This window comes from Delftia sp. CH05, assembly GCF_009827015.1.
In the GTDB taxonomy this organism is placed as follows: Bacteria; Pseudomonadota; Gammaproteobacteria; order Burkholderiales; family Burkholderiaceae_C; genus Comamonas; species Comamonas tsuruhatensis.
Map to the genome: position 1 here is coordinate 1 of NZ_WUMG01000046.1, position 16858 is coordinate 16858.

Consider the following 16858-nt stretch of genomic DNA (forward strand, 5'->3'; position numbering starts at 1 on the left):
GCTACGGCCTGTTCACGGGCGGCCTGGGCGCGCACTACGGTGCCGAGCGCGCGGGCTGCACCGTGGTGCCCATGTCGGGCGGGCAGACCGAAAAGCAGGTGCAGCTGATCCAGGATTTCCGGCCCGACATCATCATGGTCACGCCCAGCTACATGCAGGTGATCGTGGAGGAGATGCAGCGCCAGGGGATGGACCCGCTCGAGAGCTCTTTGCGGATCGGCATCTTCGGCGCCGAGCCCTGGACCGAGGCCATGCGCCGCGAGATCGAGGGCAAGGCGGGGCTGGATGCCGTGGACATCTACGGCCTGTCCGAAGTCATGGGCCCGGGCGTGGCCAGCGAATGCGTGGAAAGCAAGGACGGGCCGGTGATCTGGGAAGACCATTTCTACCCCGAGATCATCGACCCGGACACGGGCGAGGTGCTGCCCGACGGCAGCGAGGGCGAGCTGGTCTTCACGTCGCTGTCCAAGGAAGCCATGCCCATCATTCGTTACCGCACGCGGGACCTGACGCGGCTGCTGGCGCCGACTTCGCGCAGCTTCCGGCGCATGGGCAAGATCGTGGGGCGCAGCGACGACATGCTCATCATCCGCGGCGTGAACCTGTTTCCCACGCAGATCGAGGAGATCGTGCTGCAGAACGCCCAGCTGTCGGGCCAGTACCAGCTGGTGGTCACGCGCGAGGGCAATCTGGACCGGCTGGCCGTGCGCTGCGAGATGCAGCCGGGCACGCAGGGCGACACCGAGGCGCTGGCCCTGTGGGTGCAGCAGCGCATCAAGACCCTGGTCGGCGTGAGCGCCGAGGTCGAGGTGCTGCGGCCCGATTCCATAGAGCGCACCCTGGTGGGCAAGGCCCGCCGCGTGATCGACCACCGCAGCCGCTGAGCGCGCACAGGAGTCCCATGGCCCGAGGCCGATCTTCCGGATACGACGACCAGCGCGAACTGATCCTGGGCCATGCCGCCGCGCTGTTCGCGCGCAGCGGCTACCCCGGCACTTCGATGAACGAGGTGGCCCAGGCCTGCGGCCTGTCCAAGCCCACCATCTACCACTACTTCCGCGACAAGTACGCGCTGCTGGTGGACATCACCGACGGCCACATGACGCGGCTGCAGGCCCTGGTGGACGAGGTGCAGGCCATGGGCCTGCCGCCCGAGCCGCGGCTGCGCATGCTGATCGAGCGCTTCGTGCAGGAGTACGCCCATGCCCGCCATGCCCACCGCGTGCTGACCGAGGACGTGCGCTTCCTGCAGGACGAGGACCGCCAGCGCGTGGTGGGCAAGGAGCGCGCCGTGGTCGAGGCCTTTGCCCAGGCGGTGGCCCAGCTGCGGCCGGACGCCGACGGCGCGGGCCTGTCCAAGGCGCTGGCCATGCTGCTGTTCGGGATGATGAACTGGATGTTCACCTGGCTGCGGCCCGACGGAACGCTGGACCACGAGGCCATGGCCCCCGTGGTGGCCGACCTGTTCCTCGGAGGCTTGCCTGCCGTGCAGACCCCAGGCAAACCCGTGCATCAAACCGCTGGCAAAAAAATAGTTACCACGGTAAATTGTGGCGCCTGACGGCACCGCGCCCCATCCAACACAAAGGAGACAGACATGAAGCGCATGACAAAACTGGGCCTGCTGGCCGCAACCCTGGCCACGGTGTGGGGCTCGGCCCTGGCCGACATCAACGTGGGCGTGGTGGTCTCGGCCACCGGGCCGGCCGCGTCGCTGGGCATTCCCGAAAAGAACACGGTGGCGCTGATGCCGCGCACGGTGGCGGGCCAGAAGGTCAACTACATCATCCTGGACGACGCCTCCGACACCACGGCGGCCGTGGCCAACACGCGCAAGCTGATCAGCGAGAGCAAGGTCGACGTGATCCTGGGCTCCAGCATCACGCCCAACTCCCTGGCCATGGTGGACGTGGTCTCCGAGGCCAAGACGCCCATGATCACGCTGGCGGCCTCGGCCAAGATCGTAGAGCCCGTGGATGCCAAGAAGTTCTGGGTCTTCAAGACGCCCCAGCACGACGCCATGATGGCCGCCGCCATCGGCGAGCACATGGCCAAGGCCGGCATCAAGACCGTGGGCTACATCGGCTTCAACGACGCCTATGGAGAAAGCTGGCTGCAGGAATTCCGCAAGGTGGCCGAGGCCAAGGGCCTCAAGCTCACCGCCACCGAGGCCTATTCGCGCAGCGACACCTCGGTCACGGGCCAGACGCTCAAGCTCATGGCGGCCAAGCCCGATGCGGTGCTGATCGCCGGCTCGGGCACGCCGGCCGCACTGCCGCAGAAGTCGCTCAAGGAGCGCGGCTACCAGGGCAAGATCTACCAGACCCACGGCGTGGCCAATGCCGACTTCCTGCGCGTGGGCGGCAAGGATGTGGAAGGCACGCTGCTGCCCGCCGGCCCCGTGCTGGTGGCCCACCAGCTGCCCGACAGCAATCCGGTCAAGAAGTCCGCCGTCTCCTATGTGGAGGCCTACGAGGCCGCCAACGGCAAGGGCACGGCTTCGACCTTTGGCGCGCATTCCTGGGATGCGGGCCGCGTGCTCGAAGCGGCGATTCCCGCCGCGCTCAAGAAGGCCCAGCCCGGCACGGCCGAGTTCCGCGCCGCGCTGCGCGATGCGCTGGAGCAGACCAAGGACGTGGCCGGCGCCCACGGCATCTTCAACATGACGCCCACCGACCACCTGGGCCTGGACCAGCGCGCGGCCGTCATGGTCAAGATCGAGAACGGTACCTGGAAGTACCAGCCCTGAACCTGCAGGTCTGAGGCCGCAGCGGCTGCCGCGCCTGGTGGCGGCCGCTGTGGCGCTTGGCCGCGTCTGCTCGAAAGTCGATCATGGATCTGCAAATCGCCCTGCTGCTGGGGCAGGACGGCATCGTCAACGGCGCCGTCTACGGCCTGATGGCGCTGGCCCTGGTGCTGGTGTTCTCGGTCACCCGCATCATCTTCATCCCGCAGGGGGAGTTCGTCGCCTTCGGCGCGCTCACCCTGGCCATGATGCAGGCCGGACGCGTGCCCACCACGCTGTGGCTGCTGCTGGCCCTGGCCGCCGCCGTGCTGGTGGTGGACCTGCTGCGCTGGCGCGCGGGCAGCCAGGTGAGCTGGCCCGCCACCTTCCTGTGGTGCCTGGCGCTGCCGGCCATTGCCGTGGCCCTGGCCTGGGGGCTGCGCCCGTCCTCGCTGATGCTGCAGGCGCTGGCCACCCTGGTGCTGATCACGCCCATGGGGCCGCTGCTGTACCGCCTGGCCTACCGGCCGCTGGCCCATGCCTCGGTGCTGATGCTGCTCATCGTCTCGGTGGCCATGCACGGCGTGCTGGTCGGCCTGGGGCTGCTGTTCTTCGGTGCCGAAGGCTCGCGCACCCCCGCGTTTTCCGGGGCGCAGCTGCGCCTGGGCGACATCACGATCTCGGGCCAGTCCCTGGTGGTGGTGGGCGTGACCCTGGTGCTGGTGGCCCTGCTGTTCGTGTTCTTCGAGCGCTCCATGATCGGCAAGGCGCTGCGCGCCACGGCCATCAACCGCGTGGGCGCACGCCTCATGGGCATTCCCACGGCCATGGCCGGCGACGTGAGCTTTGCGCTGGCCGCGCTGATCGGCGCCATCTCGGGCCTGCTGATCGCGCCGCTGACCACGGTGTACTACGACACCGGCTTTCTGATCGGCCTCAAGGGCTTCGTGGCCGCCATCGTGGGCGGGCTGGCCAGCTACCCGCTGGCCCTGGCCGGCGCGCTGCTGGTCGGGCTGCTGGAGGCCTTCTCGTCGTTCTGGGCCAGTGCCTACAAGGAGGTGCTGGTGTTCACGCTGATCATCCCGGTGCTGTGGTGGCGATCGCGCAATAGCCACCATGTGGAGGAAGAAGAATGAGCGCCCCCGTTTCCTCGCAGGCCGCGGCGCCTGCCAAGGCCGCCTCGGGCGGCATCAGCACGCGCGTGCTCACGGTGGCCGCCATTGCGCTGCTGGCCGCGTCCTGGGGCTTCCTGCCCGATTTCACCGTCGTCATCCTCAGCTACATCGGCCTGTTCGCCATGGTGGCGGCAGGCCTGGTGATGCTGACCGGCGTGGGCGGCATGACCTCGTTCGGCCAGGCGGCCTTCGTGGGCATCGGCGCCTATGCCACGGCCTGGGTCTGCACGGCACCGGCCTCGGTGGCCGCACTGGGCGGGCTGGTGGGCGCGGCGGGCCTGCCCTGGGTGGGCCTGGCGCTGGGCCTGCTCATCACCTTCGTCGTGGCCTGGCTGCTGGGCGCGGTCACGGTCAAGCTGCAGGGCCACTACCTGCCGCTGTGCACCATCGCCTGGGGGCTGAGCCTGTACTACCTGTTCGGCAACATGGAATTCCTGGGCGGGCAGACCGGCATCACGGGCATTGCGCCGCTGGTGATCGGCGGCGTCTCGCTGGCCTCGCCGCGCGCCATGGGCGTGGTGATCTGGGCCGTGCTGCTGGTGGCGCTGTGGCTGCTGCACAACCTGCTGGACTCGCGCGAGGGTCGGGCCATCCGCGCGCTGCGCGGCGGCCGCGTCATGGCCGAGTCCATGGGCATCGACACGGCGCACTACCGCGTCAAGCTCTTCGTGTTGGCGGCCCTGCTGGCCACGCTCTCGGGCTGGCTCTACGCCCACATGCAGCGCTTCGTGAGCCCGGCGCCCTTCAACCTCAACGTGGGCATCGAGTACCTGTTCATGGCCGTGGTCGGCGGCGCCGGCCACCTGTGGGGCGCGGTGCTGGGCGCCACGCTGATCACGCTGATCAAGCAAAAGCTGCAGGACATATTGCCGGCCCTGCTGGGCACCAGCGGCAACTTCGAGGTCATCGTCTTCGGCCTGCTGATGGTGCTGGTGCTGCAGCGCTTTGCAGAAGGCCTGTGGCCCACGCTGCAGGCGCTCACGGCGCGCTGGGTGCGCCGGCCCGTGTCTGATCTGAAGCTGGCGGACGCTGCGCCGCTGGCGCAGCGCGCGCTGCCCGCGGCGGGCCAGGTGCTGCTGGCGGCCGAGCATGTGACCAAGCGCTTTGGCGGCCTGGTGGCCAACAACGATGTGGCCATGACGCTCAGGGCCGGCGAGGTGCATGCGCTGATCGGCCCCAACGGCGCGGGCAAGAGCACTTTCTTCAACATGATCTCGGGCGTGGACTCGCCCACCGAGGGCCAGGTGCGCTTCATGGACCAGGCCATGAACGATGCGCCCTCGCGCCGCTTTGCCGCCCTGGGCCTGGGCCGCACCTTCCAGCATGTGCGCCTGCTGGGCCAGCGCAGCGTGCTGGAGAACGTGGCCGTGGGCGCGCACCGGCGTGCGCACCGGGGTTGGCTGGCCTCCATGCTGCGCCTGGACCGGGCCGAGGAGGCCTCGGTGCTGGCCGAGGCGCGCCGCCAGATCGAGCGCTGCGGCCTGGGCGCCTTCGCCGACGTGCCGGCCGCCTCGCTGGCCCTGGGCCAGCAGCGCATCGTGGAGATCGCACGCGCCCTGGCCGGACAGCCCGCGGCCCTGCTGCTGGACGAGCCGGCAGCCGGCCTGCGCCACCTGGAAAAACAGGCCCTGGCCGACCTGCTGCGCCAGCTGCGCGCCGAGGGGCTGGGCATTCTCGTCGTCGAGCACGACATGGAGTTCGTCATGAATCTTGCGGACCGCATCACGGTGCTGGAGTTCGGCACCGTGATCGCCGAAGGCACGCCGGCCCAGATCCAGGTCAACCAGCGCGTGCTGGATGCCTACCTGGGCGGCGGCGACGACGACGAGGCAACCGGAGAGACGGCATGAGCGACACCCTTTTGCAGCTCAAGGGCCTGAGCGTGTCCTACGGTCCCGTGGAGGCCGTGCACCAGGTGGATCTGGATGTGCGCAGTGGCGAGATCGTCACCGTCATCGGCCCCAACGGCGCGGGCAAGACCACGCTGTTGTCGGCCGCCATGGGCCTGCTGCCCTCGCGCGGCGAGATCCATCTGGACGGCAAGCGCATCGCACGCCCCGGCGTCGAGGTCATGGTGGCCAACGGCGTGGCCCTGGTGCCCGAAAAGCGCGAGCTGTTCGGCGAGATGTCGGTGGAGGACAACCTGCTGCTGGGCGGCTTCTCGCGCTGGCGCCGGGGCCTGCGCGACCAGGCGCAGCGCATGGACGAGGTCTTCGCCATCTTCCCGCGCCTGAGGGAGCGGCGCCCGCAGATGGCCTCCACCCTGTCGGGCGGCGAGCGCCAGATGCTGGCCATCGGCCGCGCGCTGATGGCACGCCCGCGCCTGCTGCTGCTGGACGAGCCCTCGCTGGGCCTGGCGCCGCTGATCGTGCGCGAGGTGCTGCAGGTCGTGGCCGGCCTGCGCGACCACGGCGTCTCGGTGCTGCTGGTCGAGCAGAACGCGCGCGCCGCCCTCAAGGTGGCCGACCGTGCCTACGTGCTGGAGATGGGCGCCGTGGCGCTCAGCGGCGCGGCCAGGGAGCTGCTGCACGACCGGCGCATCATCGATACCTATCTGGGGATGGGGCGCAGTGCGGAGGCGGCGGCGGTGGCCTGAGACGCAACCCCCAGCCACAACGAAAAAGGCTGCCGGACCGGCAGCCTTTTTGCGTCTGCAGCGTGGCGCTCAATCCAGCTTGATGTTGTTGGCCGCGATCACCCGACCCCACTTGCCGCGCTCGGCGCGCACGAACTGGCCCATCTGCTCGGCGCTGCCGGGCATGGGCTCCACGCCCATGGCGGCCAGGCGTGCCTTGGTGCGGGTGTCGGCCAGGGCCTGCTGCAGCGACTGGCTGAACTTCTTGACCACCTCGGCCGAGCTGCCCGTGGGCACGACGATGCCCTGCCAGGCATAGCCCTCGAAACCTTTCAGACCCTGCTCCTGCAGCGTGGCGACCTGGGGCAGCACGTCCACGCGCGCAGGGCTGGCCACGCCGATGGCCTTGAGCTTTTTCTCGCTCAGGAAGGGAATGATGGTGGCGCTGTCGGCCCACATGGCGGGAATCTGGCCGCCGACCACGTCCTGCACGGCAGGGGCCGCTCCGCGGTAGGGCACATGGGTCATGTTGGTGAGGCCCGCCTGCTCCCGGAACAGCTCGCCCACCAGGTGGTGGGGGCTGCCCAGGCCGGCCGAGCCCCAGCTCACGCCGGTCTTTTGCTGTTTGGCCCAGGCCAGGAATTCGGCGAGGTTGGTGGCGGGCACCTCGTTGTTGACCACCAGCAGCATGGGAAAGCGCACCAGCATGCCCACGGGCTTGAAGTCGCGCTCGGCGTTGTAGTTGAGCTTGCTGAACAGGAAGGGGTTGGCCGCCAGCGTGGCGAAGTCGGCCGTGAACATGAGGTTGCCGTGGTCGCGCGAGCGGGCGCTGTACTCGGCCGCGATGTTGGTGCCTGCGCCGGGCTTGTTGTTGATGACGATGACCCGCTCCAGGTTGCGGCCCATGGCCTCGGCGATGACGCGGGCGACCACGTCCGAGCCGCCGCCGGCCGCATAGCCGACGACCCATTCCAGGGGCTTGTCCTGTGCCAGGGCGGCAGGCCCTGCGGCCAGGGCCAGGCCCGAGCAGGCCAGTGCGGCCAGAAACTGCTTGCGTTGCATCCTTGTCTCCATGTTGTATGCGGCGCCCTTGTGAGATGTCCAAGGTGTGAGGCGGGCGCCTTTGTGGGGATGGCAGGCCGCCGCGCGGGCGGCGGCGCGCGGCTTCAGGCGGCCGCGTGCACCGGGGCGACCGGTGTCACGGCGCCGCGCTCGGCGGGGTCCGCGCCGGCAGGGGCAAGTCCTGCGCTGGCGCGGGCCAGTTCGAGCGCATGCAGCAAGGTGCCCTGGTGGCCGATGTGGTTGGCCAGCAGCAGCACGAGGCGGGCATTGAGGGCATGGCTTTGCGCGGTGTCGAGCCCCTGGTGGGTGGCGATCAGGGCTTCGTAGAAATCGTCGCAGGCCTGCAGGTTGGGGTGGGTGGACAGCAGCATGGCGGTCTCCTGTGGATGGGGCGTAAGAGGTTCAGGCCGTGGCGGCGGCGCCGCAGGCTCTTTGGAGAGCGGCGCGCACGCCGGCCTCGTCGGGGCGGCGCCAGCGCGCGCAGACATGCTGGTCGGGCCGCAGCAGGTAGCTGGTGCCGGGGCGCGCATCCAGGCGTCTGGCCGCCAGGCCGCGCGCATCGATGAGGTCGGCGTCTGGTGCATGGGCCTCGCCCTCTGTCGCGATGGACAGGTTGAGCACGCCGGGCAGCGCCTGCGCCCAGGCCGGCGTGGGGCCGAAGTGCAGCAGCGTGAAGTCCGGGCCCAGGGCGCGCAGCAGCCAGGCCGTGCCGTCCACGCCGGGCCGGCGCATGGGCGCATCGGCCAGCACGGCGCCGGGCAGCTGCGTTCCGTCGAAGGTGTCGGTGTCGGGCGTGTTGAGCGCCGAGCCATGCAGCGTGGCCGGCACGGACAGCCGCCCGCTGTTGACGATGCGGCGCGCGAATTCATGGTCGCGCGCCAGGTCCAGCACGGCGTCGCGGAACAGGCGGCTGATCTCGCTCTTGGGCGTGATGAAGTCGGTGGCGCGCGTGGAGTTGCGGATGTTCTCGTCGGCCGCGTATTCGCGCTCGGCGCCATAGGTGGCGATCAGCGAGGCATCGGCCTGGCCGCGCAGCACGCGGTCCAGCTTCCAGGCCAGGTTCTCGGCATCCTGCACGCCGCTGTTGGCGCCGCGTGCGCCAAACGGCGAGACGCCGTGGGCGCTGTCGCCCGCGAAGACCACGCGGCCATGGACGAAACGGTCCATGCGCAGGCAGGCGAAGGTGTAGACGCTGGCCCATTCCAGCTCGAAGGGCGCGTCCTTGCCCAGCAGGGCGCGGATGCGCGGCACGATGTTCTCGGGCTTTTTCTCTTCCTCGGGGTCCGCGTCCCAGCCCAGCTGGAAGTCGATGCGCCAGACATCGTCGGGCTGGCGGTGCAGCAGCACGCTCTGGCCCGGGTGGAAGGGCGGGTCGAACCAGAACCAGCGCTCGGTGGGGAATTCGGCATGCATCTTCACGTCGGCGATCAGGAAGCGGTCGCGGAAGATGCGGCCATGGCTTTCCTGGCCCAGCAGGCCGCGCAGCGGCGAGCGCGAGCCGTCGCAGGCCAGGACCCATTGCGCATCGATGCGGTAGCTGCCGTCGGGCGTCTCCACGGTCAGCAGCGCGCCCTCGGCCTGCGGCTCGAGCGCCGTGACCTTGCTATGCCAGCGCAGGTCGATCAGCGGCAGCTGCAGGGCGCGCTCGACCAGGTAGGCCTCGGCGTAGTACTGCTGCAGGTTGATGAAGGCCGGGCGCTCGTGGCCGTCCTCGGGCAGCAGGTCGAAGCGGTACAGCGGCTGGTCCTTGAAGAAGACCTTGCCCAGGTTCCAGGACACGCCCTTGTCCACCATCGCCTGGCCCACGCCCAGGCGGTCCCAGATCTCCAGCGTGCGCTTGGAAAAGCAGATGGCGCGCGAGCCCGTGGACAGCCGGCAGTCGTTGTCCAGCAGCACTACGCGCTGGCCGCGCTGGGCCAGGTCGATGGCCAGCGACAGGCCCACGGGGCCGGCGCCGACGATGACCACGGGATGCCGGGCGGGCGTGTCCGCACCGGCGTCCTGGTCGGCATGGCGCTCGTAGGGGATGTGGATGGCCTGTATGTCTGCGCCGCTGCCGCGCAGCGCTTGCAGGGAGATGGCGGGGTGGGACATGGGGTTCGTCCTCTGTCGTGGGCGTATGAGAGAGAAAAGGCGCAGCCATCCCCGCCGGCATCAGGGAATGCCGGTGCGCGGGCGGGTGCGATGGGCAGGCGTGCCGGTGCTCAGGACCGGCACGCCGCCGTGGTTCAGCCTTCGAGCGCTTCCCACATCTTGCGGTCGCGCTCGGCGGTCCAGATGCGCGGGTCGGCATGGCCCGAGGCCTCGTCGTAGGCGCGGGTCACATCGAAGGGCATGCAGTGGTTGAAGATCACCCACTGGCCGTACTTGGGCTGCAGCTTGGCGAAGGCGGCCTCGTAGACCTTGCGCAGGTCCTGCTGGGCGTCGGCGCCGGCCTTGACCTCGGTCCACAGGTCGCTGATGAAGTCGCGCGTGCCGGCCAGGCCGGCCTGCACCTCGGCCGGCGTCTGCAGCGCGGCGCCCCGGCCTGGCACCAGCTTTTCGGGCTGCAGGGCGGCGATGGCGTCCAGCGTGTGCGGCCAGTCCTGGAAGTAGGCATCGCCCGCGTAGGGCGTGGCGCCGAACTCCACCAGGTCGCCGCTGAACAGCACCTTGTCCTGGGGCAGCCAGACCACGGTGTCGCCCTTGGTGTGGCCGCGGCCCAGCTGCAGGATCTGCACTTCCAGCTTGCCCAGCCACAGCGTCATCTTGCCGGTGAAGGTCAGGGTGGGCCAGGTCATGCCGTCGGGCACGCTTTCCACGTTCTGGAACAGGCGCGGGAAGCGGCCGATCTCGCTGGCCTTGTCCTGCTCGCCGCGCTCCACGATGAGGTCAAAGGTGTCCTGGCTGGCAATGATGTGCTCGGCGCCTTCCGCGAAGAAGGCCGAGGCGCCCAGCACGCGCACCGCGTGGTAGTGCGACAGCGTGACGTACTTGATGGGCTTGTCGGTGATCTCGCGGATGCGGCGGATCACGTCCTGCGCCATGACGGGCGTGGCCTGGGTGTCGATCACCATCACGGCGTCGTCGCCAATGATGATGCCGGTGTTGGGGTCGCCCTCGGCCGTGTAGGCGTAGGCGTGCTCGGAGAGCTTGTCGAAGCTGACCTGCTTGATTTCGAGGTCGGCGGCGGAGGCAAAGGTCTTGGTGGTCATGGGCATCCTGCTTTTGAAATGGACAAACGCATTTGTTTTTATCGAATGCCTGAATGCTAGGGAAAAATTCAACATTGAACAATTCGTTTGGCATAGTGAAAAACCCTCGGAGCCGCAAACTCCGGGTTCCAGCCCTCACAATGCCTGCCATGTCCGATGCCGCCTCTTCCCCGAACAGCCCCGTCTTCCTTCCTGACAGCAGCGATGACGAGCCCGCGCGCGGCCCGCGCGGCATCCAGAGCGTGGAAGTCGGCGGCCAGTTGCTCAAGGCACTGGCACGCACGGGCCGGCGCATGGCGCTCAAGGATCTGGCGCGCGAGGCCGAGATGACGGCGGCCAAGGCCCATCCCTACCTGGTGAGCTTTTGCAAACTGGGCCTGATGGAGCAGGACCGCGCCAGCGGCCACTACGGCCTGGGGCCGCTGGCCATACAGATGGGGCTGATCAGCCTGCAGCAGGCCGATCCCGTGCGCCTGGCGATCGCCGAGCTGCCCGCGCTGGCGCAGGAGGTGGGCAGCACGGTGTCGATTGCCATGTGGAGCGGCCAGGGGCCGACCATCATTCGCGTGGAAGAGGGGCCCACCCATGTCTATGTGGCCATGCGCCACGGCACGCCCGCATCGCTGCGCCACACGGCCACGGGCAAGATCTTTGCGGCCTTTGGCGAGCCTGGGCGCATTGCGCCCCTGCTGGACGCGGAAGGCCACAGCCTGGAAGAGCCCGCCTTTGCAAAGGAGCTGGCCGCCATCCGCGCCAGCCGCCTGAGCCGGGTCGAGAACCAGCTGCTGTCAGGCGTGAGCGCGCTGGCCGTGCCGGTGTTCGACGGCTTTGGCCAGCTGGTGCTGGCCATTGCCGCCATCGGCCCCTCGGCCACGCTGGACCTGGACCCCCAGGGCCGGCCGGCCCGGCTGCTGCAGGCCCAGGCGCGCAGCCTGTCCCAGCGCCTGGGAGCGCCGGCCCAGGCCTGAGCGCGCAGCCCCCGGTGGGGTTCAGTGGCGCTTGGTCAAGGGTCAGTGCGTGAGCAGCAACTGGTCCCGGGCAGGCGCACGCCCTTCCAGCGTGAAGCCGGCCACCGTGCGCGACAGGTGGTGGGCTTGCTCGTTGAGCACGGACGATGCGGCGGTGGACTCCTCCACCAGCGCGGCGTTCTGCTGCGTGGCGCGGTCCATGTCGGCCACGGCCTGGTTGATCTGGCCGATGCCCACGCTCTGCTCGGTCATGGCGCCGTTGATCTCGACAATGATCTGGGAGACGCGCTGGATGCCGTCCACGATCTCGCCCATGGTCTGGCCGGCCGCGCGCACGCGCTCCGTGCCCATGGCCACGCTGGCGCCGGAGGCGTCGATCAGGGTCTTGATCTCCTTGGCGGCCGCCGCGCTGCGGTGGGCCAGGCTGCGCACCTCCGAGGCCACCACGGCAAAGCCCCGGCCCTGCTCACCGGCGCGGGCGGCCTCGACGGCGGCATTGAGCGCCAGGATGTTGGTCTGGAAGGCGATGGCGTCGATGACGCCGATGATCTCGCCGATCTTGGACGAGGCCCGGGAGATGTCGTCCATGGTGCTCACGGCGCTGCCCACCACGTCGCCACCCTTGGTGGCCGAGCTGCTGGCCGACTGGGCCAGGCGCGTGGCCATGGCGGCCGCCTCGGCCGACTGGCGCACATTGGCCGTCAGCTGCGACAGCGAGGCCGAGGTCTCCTGCAGGCTGCTGGCCGAGGATTCGGTGCGGTTGGACAGGTCCAGGTTGCCCAGCTTGATCTCGTCGGTGGCGGTCTTCATGGACTCCACGCCGTTGCGCACATCCTTGAGCACGGTGCCGATCTGCTCGACGAAGCCGTTGAAGGACGAGGCGATCTGCGCCACTTCGTCATTGCCCGACACCGGCAGGCGCTGCGTCAGGTCGCCGCCGCCCGAGCCGATCTTGTCCATGGCGTCGCGCACCTGGGACAGGCGCCGGAAGGACTGGGCCGTCAGCGCCGCCGCCACGGCCGTGGCCAGGCAGGCCAGCAGCACGATGGCGATGGCCAGCGTCTTGAGCACGCTTTGCAGGCCGGTCGTGGCCTCGGCCTTGTCCAGCGCGACCACCAGCAGCCAGTCCGTGCCTTGCACCGGGCGGGCCTTGAGCAGCTTGGCGCTGCCGCCCAGGTTCACTTCCAGCGGCGCCGTGGCGCTGGCCAGCGCGGTCAGCGCGGCCGGCGTCAGCAGCTCGGAGATGTCGGAGGTGGGCTTGAGCAGCAGCTTGGCATCGGCATGCGCCAGCACCTGGCCGTCACGGCTGACCACGAAGCCCAGGCTGCCGGGCGTGGGGCGGATGGCGGAGACCACCTCGCGCACGCCCTCCAGCGGCACGGCGCCGCTGATCACGCCCTGCAGCGCGCCGCCGCGCAGCATGGGCGCCACGAAGGCCACATAGGGCACGCCCGTGGTGGAGTCGCCATAGGGCTTGGTCAGGGCCAGCTTGCCGGCCTGCACGGCGCTCTTGTACCAGGGGCGGGCCGTGGGGTCGTAGTCGGGCGGAGTGCTGGTGGTGGACTTGTAGGTCTTGTCTTCCCAGCCCACCGTGGTGATGGGAAAGCCGCTGGCCTGGCCCATGTGGGCGGCAAAGCCCTGCGGGTCGCCGTGCTCGATCACGGCGGCGGCGGCGCTGACGGCGCGTGCCTTGGAGGCCACCCACTGGTCGATGGCCATGGTGTTGCCGGCGGTGATGGCGTCCAGGTCCTGTTCAATGGTCTGGAAAGTGCTGCCGCGAACGATGTGGTACGTGGCAGCCCCCGTGATGGCAAGGGCGCCGACCACGGTGGCTGTGCTGATGGCAAGGATCTTGGAGCGAAGGGTCTGGAGCATGGCGCGGCAAGGGAAGACTGAGGACTCCGCAAGCCGCAATGGCCGGGCATGCGGCCCTGTCATTAACGCACAATTTGTTTCATTTTTGACGACATGCCAACCCTGTGGTGGCGTGCACCAACTTGCGCGCAACACCTGTCATAGAGGCATTTGCTGCAGTGCACCATTGCAGTGCGGTGTGACATGTTGCTGTAACGCAACCGTCGCGGGACTTTCATGGCCGCTTTCCACAATGGCGGCACGCAGGCAAACCGAGTGGCACAGGCAGGTCACCGACTGCGTCCAACATGACGAGGAAGGCGGGCATATGGACGTTCTGGACACCCTTCGCAACGCGGCGATCGAGATCGCCAAGCCCCCGCTTTCCGCGCTTCTCCAGCCACCCCAGGCCGCGGACAAACCGCTGCGGCTGGATGTGCGCTGGGCCCGCCATCTCGACGAGGTGCGCCAGGTGCAGCGCCTGCGCCACGCGGTGTTCGCCGCCGAGATGGGCGCCGTGCTGCAGACGCCGCTGGCCGGGCACGACATCGATGCCTTCGACGACTTCTGCGAGCACCTCATGGTCTGCGATGCCGACAAGGGCGTGGTCATCGGCACCTACCGCCTGCTCACTCCCACCCAGGCGCTGCGCGCCGGGGGCCTGTACTCCGACCAGGAATTCGACCTGGGCCCGCTCGCCGCCTGGCGCCCGCGCATGGTGGAGCTGGGCCGCAGCTGCGTGCACGCATCGCACCGCCAGGGCGGCGTGATCCTGGCGCTGTGGGGCGCGCTGGCCGAATTCATGCAGCGCAACCGGCTCGACGCCATGGTCGGCTGCGCCAGCATCCCCATGCAGTACCCGGGGCTGGCCCATGGCGAGGGCCCGGCGCGCGTCTGGCAGCAACTGCGCCAGACCCATCTGGCCGAGCCCGAGCTGCAGGTGCGTCCCCGCGTGGCCCTGCCCGAGGAGCTGGCATCCATCAGCACCAGCGGCATGAGCGTGGAGCCGCCTGCGCTGATCCAGGGCTACCTGCGCACGGGGGCCAAGGTGCTGGGCGCGCCGGCCTGGGACAGCGACTTCAACACGGCCGACCTGCCCATCATGATGCGCATGCAGGACCTGCCTTCGCGCTACCTGCGCCTGTTCACGCGGCGCGGCTGAGGCCGTCGCAGCGTTTTGGGGAAATTGGGAATTTTCGGAAAGAGAGGGCGGAGCCGGCTTCTTGTGCAATGGGCCGGACCGTGATGTGCATCACAGGGCTGTCACAAAGACCGTGCATGATGCTGGATGTGGGCTGAAGCAGACACCCGGACGGAGGCAGGTAACCTGCACCGGACTGACCGGGCCTTGGTCCACGCCAATTGCAGGCCGCAGCCTTTTCGGGGCTGCGGCCTTTTTCATGGGCAATTCCTGAGTTACCGGGCAGTGGGCGGGGCATCGGCCAGCAGGCGCTGGTGTTCGATCTTCACGCAGCGGTCCTGCACGGTCCACAGGCCCGCAGCGCGGGCCAGTTCCAGGGCCTTGTCGTTGACCACGCCCAATTGCAGCCACAGGCAGCGCGCGCCGACGGCAACGGCCTCGGCGGCCAGCGGCGGGATGTCCTCGCTCTTTCGGAAGCAATCGACCATGTCGATGCGCAGGCCCTGTGCGTCCAGCGCGGCCGCAGCGTCGGCCAGGCTGGCATGGACGGGCTCGCCCAGGATGCTTCCGCCTTCGCGTGCCACCACGGGGTTCACGGGAACGATGCGGTAGCCGTGGCGCTGCATGTACTGCGAGGCCTGGTGGCTGGGCCGCTCGGGCTGCGGCGACAGGCCGACCACGGCCAGGGTGCGGCACTGCACGAGGATGTCGCGCAGGCGGGAGTCTGTTGCTGTATCGCTCATGCGCCGCAGTGTACGCAGCGCCTGCCGTTCAGGCGGGCAGGGCTGTCGCGTCCGCAGCATGGCGCCGGCGCAGCACCATCCCCCAGCCCAGCCCCAGCACGGCGGCCGTGGCCGAGGCCAACAGCACGCCCAGCTTGGCGGCATTGAGCAGGGCCTCGCTGTCAAAGGCCAGCGTGGCGATGAAGATGGCCATGGTGAAGCCAATGCCTGCCAGCAGGCCTGCCAGCAGCGTGTCGCCCCAGCCCATGCCCGGCGGCAGCGCGCACAGCCGCAGGCGCACGGCCAGCCAGCAGCTGATCAGCACGCCCAGCGGCTTGCCCAGCACCAGGGCCAGGGCCACGCCCCACATCACGGCCGAGGTGCCCGCCGCATCGATGCCAGCGGTGCCCGCCCCCTGCAGCGGCACGCCGGCATTGGCCAGCGCAAACAGCGGCATCACGCCAAAGGCCACCCAGGGATGCAGGTCCGCCTGCACGCGCTCCACGGGCGCGGCGCTTTCGCGGCCGGCCAGCGCATGCACGGGCGTCACCAGGCCCAGCACCACGCCGGCCAGCGTGGGATGGGCGCCGGTCTGCCAGATGCCCCACCAGAGCACGGCTCCCGGCAGCACATAGGCCCAGGCGCGGCGCACGCCCAGCGACTGCAGCAGGAACACGCCGGCCAGGCCGGCGGCGGCCACCAGCAGCTGGCTCCATTGCAGCCCGCCCGAATAGAACAGCGCAATGATGAGCACGGCCACCAGGTCGTCGATGATGGCCAGCGCCAGCAGGAACACGCGCAGCGCGGGCGGCAGGCCCCGGCCCAGCAGGGCCAGCACGCCCATGGCAAAGGCGATGTCGGTGGCCGTGGGCACGGCCCAGCCATTGCGCAGCGGCGGCGCGGCGTTGAAGGCCAGGAAGATCAGGGCCGGCGCCACAACGCCGCCCAGCGCGGCCATCACGGGCAGCAGCGCCTGGCGCGGCCGGGCCAGTGCGCCGGAATGCATCTCGCGGCGTATCTCCATGCCGACCACGAGAAAGAACACGCTCATCAGCGCATCATTGACCCAGAAATGCAGGGATTGCGACAGCTGCCACGGTCCCAGGCCCACGCTCAGCGGCGTGTGCCACAGCGCCTCGTAGGAGCCGGCCCAGCCGGAGTTCGCCCAGAGCAGGGCGGCGGCCGCTGCCAGCAGCAGCACGATGCCGCCCGCGGCCTCGGCATGGGACCAGCGGGACAGGAAGGCGCCGACGCGATCGGCGAAAGACAGGAAAAGGGGCGTGCGCGGGCCGGACGGCCGCGGGGTCGTGTAGGTGTTCATGTGCAAAGCAGCAAAGGGGCCTTGCGGCCCCGGTGCGCAGGCGGCCCGACCTGCGCTGAAAACACCTGTCCTGCCGCCCCGTGCGGTCTGGACACCCAGCCGCCATTATAAAAGAAGCCCC

At 69.4% G+C, this 16858-nt stretch carries 15 protein-coding genes; 8 read left to right on the top strand and 7 right to left on the bottom strand.

The window, feature by feature from the left end:
• From GRX31_RS24945 to GRX31_RS24970, 6 genes are all read left to right on the top strand, one after another.
• On the top strand, positions 1-884 hold an 884-nt coding region (locus GRX31_RS24945), incomplete at its 5' end, for an AMP-binding protein (RefSeq protein WP_160855392.1).
• Between the two features lie 17 nt (positions 885-901).
• Complete coding sequence (locus tag GRX31_RS24950) at positions 902-1561, top strand: TetR/AcrR family transcriptional regulator (RefSeq protein WP_016449263.1); 660 nt, start codon at positions 902-904, stop codon at positions 1559-1561.
• 36 nt (positions 1562-1597) lie between these two features.
• Positions 1598-2749, top strand: coding sequence for an ABC transporter substrate-binding protein (locus GRX31_RS24955; RefSeq protein WP_016454722.1), 1152 nt, complete (start codon positions 1598-1600; stop codon positions 2747-2749).
• Positions 2750-2832: 83 nt separating this feature from the next.
• Positions 2833-3861 (top strand): branched-chain amino acid ABC transporter permease, encoded by a 1029-nt coding sequence (locus GRX31_RS24960; RefSeq protein WP_160855394.1) that lies wholly within the window; start codon positions 2833-2835, stop codon positions 3859-3861.
• Positions 3858-5750: a branched-chain amino acid ABC transporter ATP-binding protein/permease gene (locus GRX31_RS24965; protein WP_017406074.1), complete on the top strand. Its 1893-nt coding sequence runs from the start codon at positions 3858-3860 to the stop codon at positions 5748-5750. Before GRX31_RS24960 ends, GRX31_RS24965 begins: the two co-directional genes overlap by 4 nt.
• The gene (locus GRX31_RS24970) at positions 5747-6496 is read left to right on the top strand and encodes an ABC transporter ATP-binding protein (protein ID WP_016449266.1); all 750 of its coding nucleotides are present in this window, start codon (positions 5747-5749) and stop codon (positions 6494-6496) included. The genes GRX31_RS24965 and GRX31_RS24970 overlap by 4 nt, the downstream gene beginning before the upstream one ends.
• A 69-nt stretch (positions 6497-6565) precedes the next feature.
• On the opposite strand, the gene GRX31_RS24975 is transcribed toward GRX31_RS24970, so the two are convergent.
• From GRX31_RS24975 to GRX31_RS24990, 4 genes are all read right to left on the bottom strand, one after another.
• Entirely contained in the window at positions 6566-7537 is a 972-nt protein-coding gene (locus GRX31_RS24975; protein WP_017406071.1) for a Bug family tripartite tricarboxylate transporter substrate binding protein, read from the bottom strand.
• A 104-nt stretch (positions 7538-7641) separates the two neighbouring features.
• Positions 7642-7908 (bottom strand): DUF2783 domain-containing protein, encoded by a 267-nt coding sequence (locus tag GRX31_RS24980; RefSeq protein ID WP_013800326.1) that lies wholly within the window; start codon positions 7906-7908, stop codon positions 7642-7644.
• A gap of 31 nt (positions 7909-7939) precedes the next feature.
• Entirely contained in the window at positions 7940-9631 is a 1692-nt protein-coding gene (locus GRX31_RS24985; RefSeq protein WP_043790846.1) for an FAD-dependent oxidoreductase, read from the bottom strand.
• 134 nt (positions 9632-9765) lie between these two features.
• Positions 9766-10731: an MBL fold metallo-hydrolase gene (locus GRX31_RS24990; protein ID WP_160855396.1), complete on the bottom strand. Its 966-nt coding sequence runs from the start codon at positions 10729-10731 to the stop codon at positions 9766-9768.
• Between the two features lie 149 nt (positions 10732-10880).
• Here GRX31_RS24990 and GRX31_RS24995 point away from each other — a divergent pair, with 149 nt between their 5' ends.
• Positions 10881-11699 carry an IclR family transcriptional regulator gene (locus tag GRX31_RS24995; protein ID WP_016449271.1) on the top strand — a complete coding sequence of 273 codons (819 nt, stop codon included), beginning with the start codon at positions 10881-10883 and terminating at the stop codon, positions 11697-11699.
• A 42-nt stretch (positions 11700-11741) separates the two neighbouring features.
• Here the strand turns inward: GRX31_RS24995 and GRX31_RS25000 are convergent, their stop codons facing one another.
• Positions 11742-13574 carry a methyl-accepting chemotaxis protein gene (locus GRX31_RS25000; RefSeq protein WP_017406066.1) on the bottom strand — a complete coding sequence of 611 codons (1833 nt, stop codon included), beginning with the start codon at positions 13572-13574 and terminating at the stop codon, positions 11742-11744.
• 307 nt (positions 13575-13881) lie between these two features.
• Here GRX31_RS25000 and GRX31_RS25005 point away from each other — a divergent pair, with 307 nt between their 5' ends.
• Positions 13882-14715: a GNAT family N-acetyltransferase gene (locus tag GRX31_RS25005; RefSeq protein ID WP_016449273.1), complete on the top strand. Its 834-nt coding sequence runs from the start codon at positions 13882-13884 to the stop codon at positions 14713-14715.
• A gap of 254 nt (positions 14716-14969) precedes the next feature.
• Here the strand turns inward: GRX31_RS25005 and GRX31_RS25010 are convergent, their stop codons facing one another.
• Both GRX31_RS25010 and nhaA read right to left on the bottom strand, forming a co-directional pair.
• Positions 14970-15437: a CoA-binding protein gene (locus tag GRX31_RS25010; RefSeq protein ID WP_160855398.1), complete on the bottom strand. Its 468-nt coding sequence runs from the start codon at positions 15435-15437 to the stop codon at positions 14970-14972.
• A 28-nt stretch (positions 15438-15465) separates the two neighbouring features.
• On the bottom strand, positions 15466-16737 hold the full coding sequence (gene nhaA, locus GRX31_RS25015; RefSeq protein ID WP_160855400.1) for a Na+/H+ antiporter NhaA: 1272 nt from the start codon (positions 16735-16737) through the stop codon (positions 15466-15468).
• Positions 16738-16858: the final 121 nt, after the last annotated feature.

Coding starts and splice junctions, on each gene's coding strand:
- nhaA (WP_160855400.1), bottom strand. CDS start 16,737: ATGAACACCTACACGACCCCGCGGCCGTCCGGCCCGCGCACGCCCCTT.
- GRX31_RS24980 (WP_013800326.1), bottom strand. CDS start 7,908: ATGCTGCTGTCCACCCACCCCAACCTGCAGGCCTGCGACGATTTCTAC.
- GRX31_RS24950 (WP_016449263.1), top strand. CDS start 902: ATGGCCCGAGGCCGATCTTCCGGATACGACGACCAGCGCGAACTGATC.
- GRX31_RS25010 (WP_160855398.1), bottom strand. CDS start 15,437: ATGAGCGATACAGCAACAGACTCCCGCCTGCGCGACATCCTCGTGCAG.
- GRX31_RS24975 (WP_017406071.1), bottom strand. CDS start 7,537: ATGCAACGCAAGCAGTTTCTGGCCGCACTGGCCTGCTCGGGCCTGGCC.
- GRX31_RS24990 (WP_160855396.1), bottom strand. CDS start 10,731: ATGACCACCAAGACCTTTGCCTCCGCCGCCGACCTCGAAATCAAGCAG.
- GRX31_RS24995 (WP_016449271.1), top strand. CDS start 10,881: ATGTCCGATGCCGCCTCTTCCCCGAACAGCCCCGTCTTCCTTCCTGAC.
- GRX31_RS24970 (WP_016449266.1), top strand. CDS start 5,747: ATGAGCGACACCCTTTTGCAGCTCAAGGGCCTGAGCGTGTCCTACGGT.
- GRX31_RS25000 (WP_017406066.1), bottom strand. CDS start 13,574: ATGCTCCAGACCCTTCGCTCCAAGATCCTTGCCATCAGCACAGCCACC.
- GRX31_RS24960 (WP_160855394.1), top strand. CDS start 2,833: ATGGATCTGCAAATCGCCCTGCTGCTGGGGCAGGACGGCATCGTCAAC.
- GRX31_RS24955 (WP_016454722.1), top strand. CDS start 1,598: ATGAAGCGCATGACAAAACTGGGCCTGCTGGCCGCAACCCTGGCCACG.
- GRX31_RS24985 (WP_043790846.1), bottom strand. CDS start 9,631: ATGTCCCACCCCGCCATCTCCCTGCAAGCGCTGCGCGGCAGCGGCGCA.
- GRX31_RS25005 (WP_016449273.1), top strand. CDS start 13,882: ATGGACGTTCTGGACACCCTTCGCAACGCGGCGATCGAGATCGCCAAG.
- GRX31_RS24965 (WP_017406074.1), top strand. CDS start 3,858: ATGAGCGCCCCCGTTTCCTCGCAGGCCGCGGCGCCTGCCAAGGCCGCC.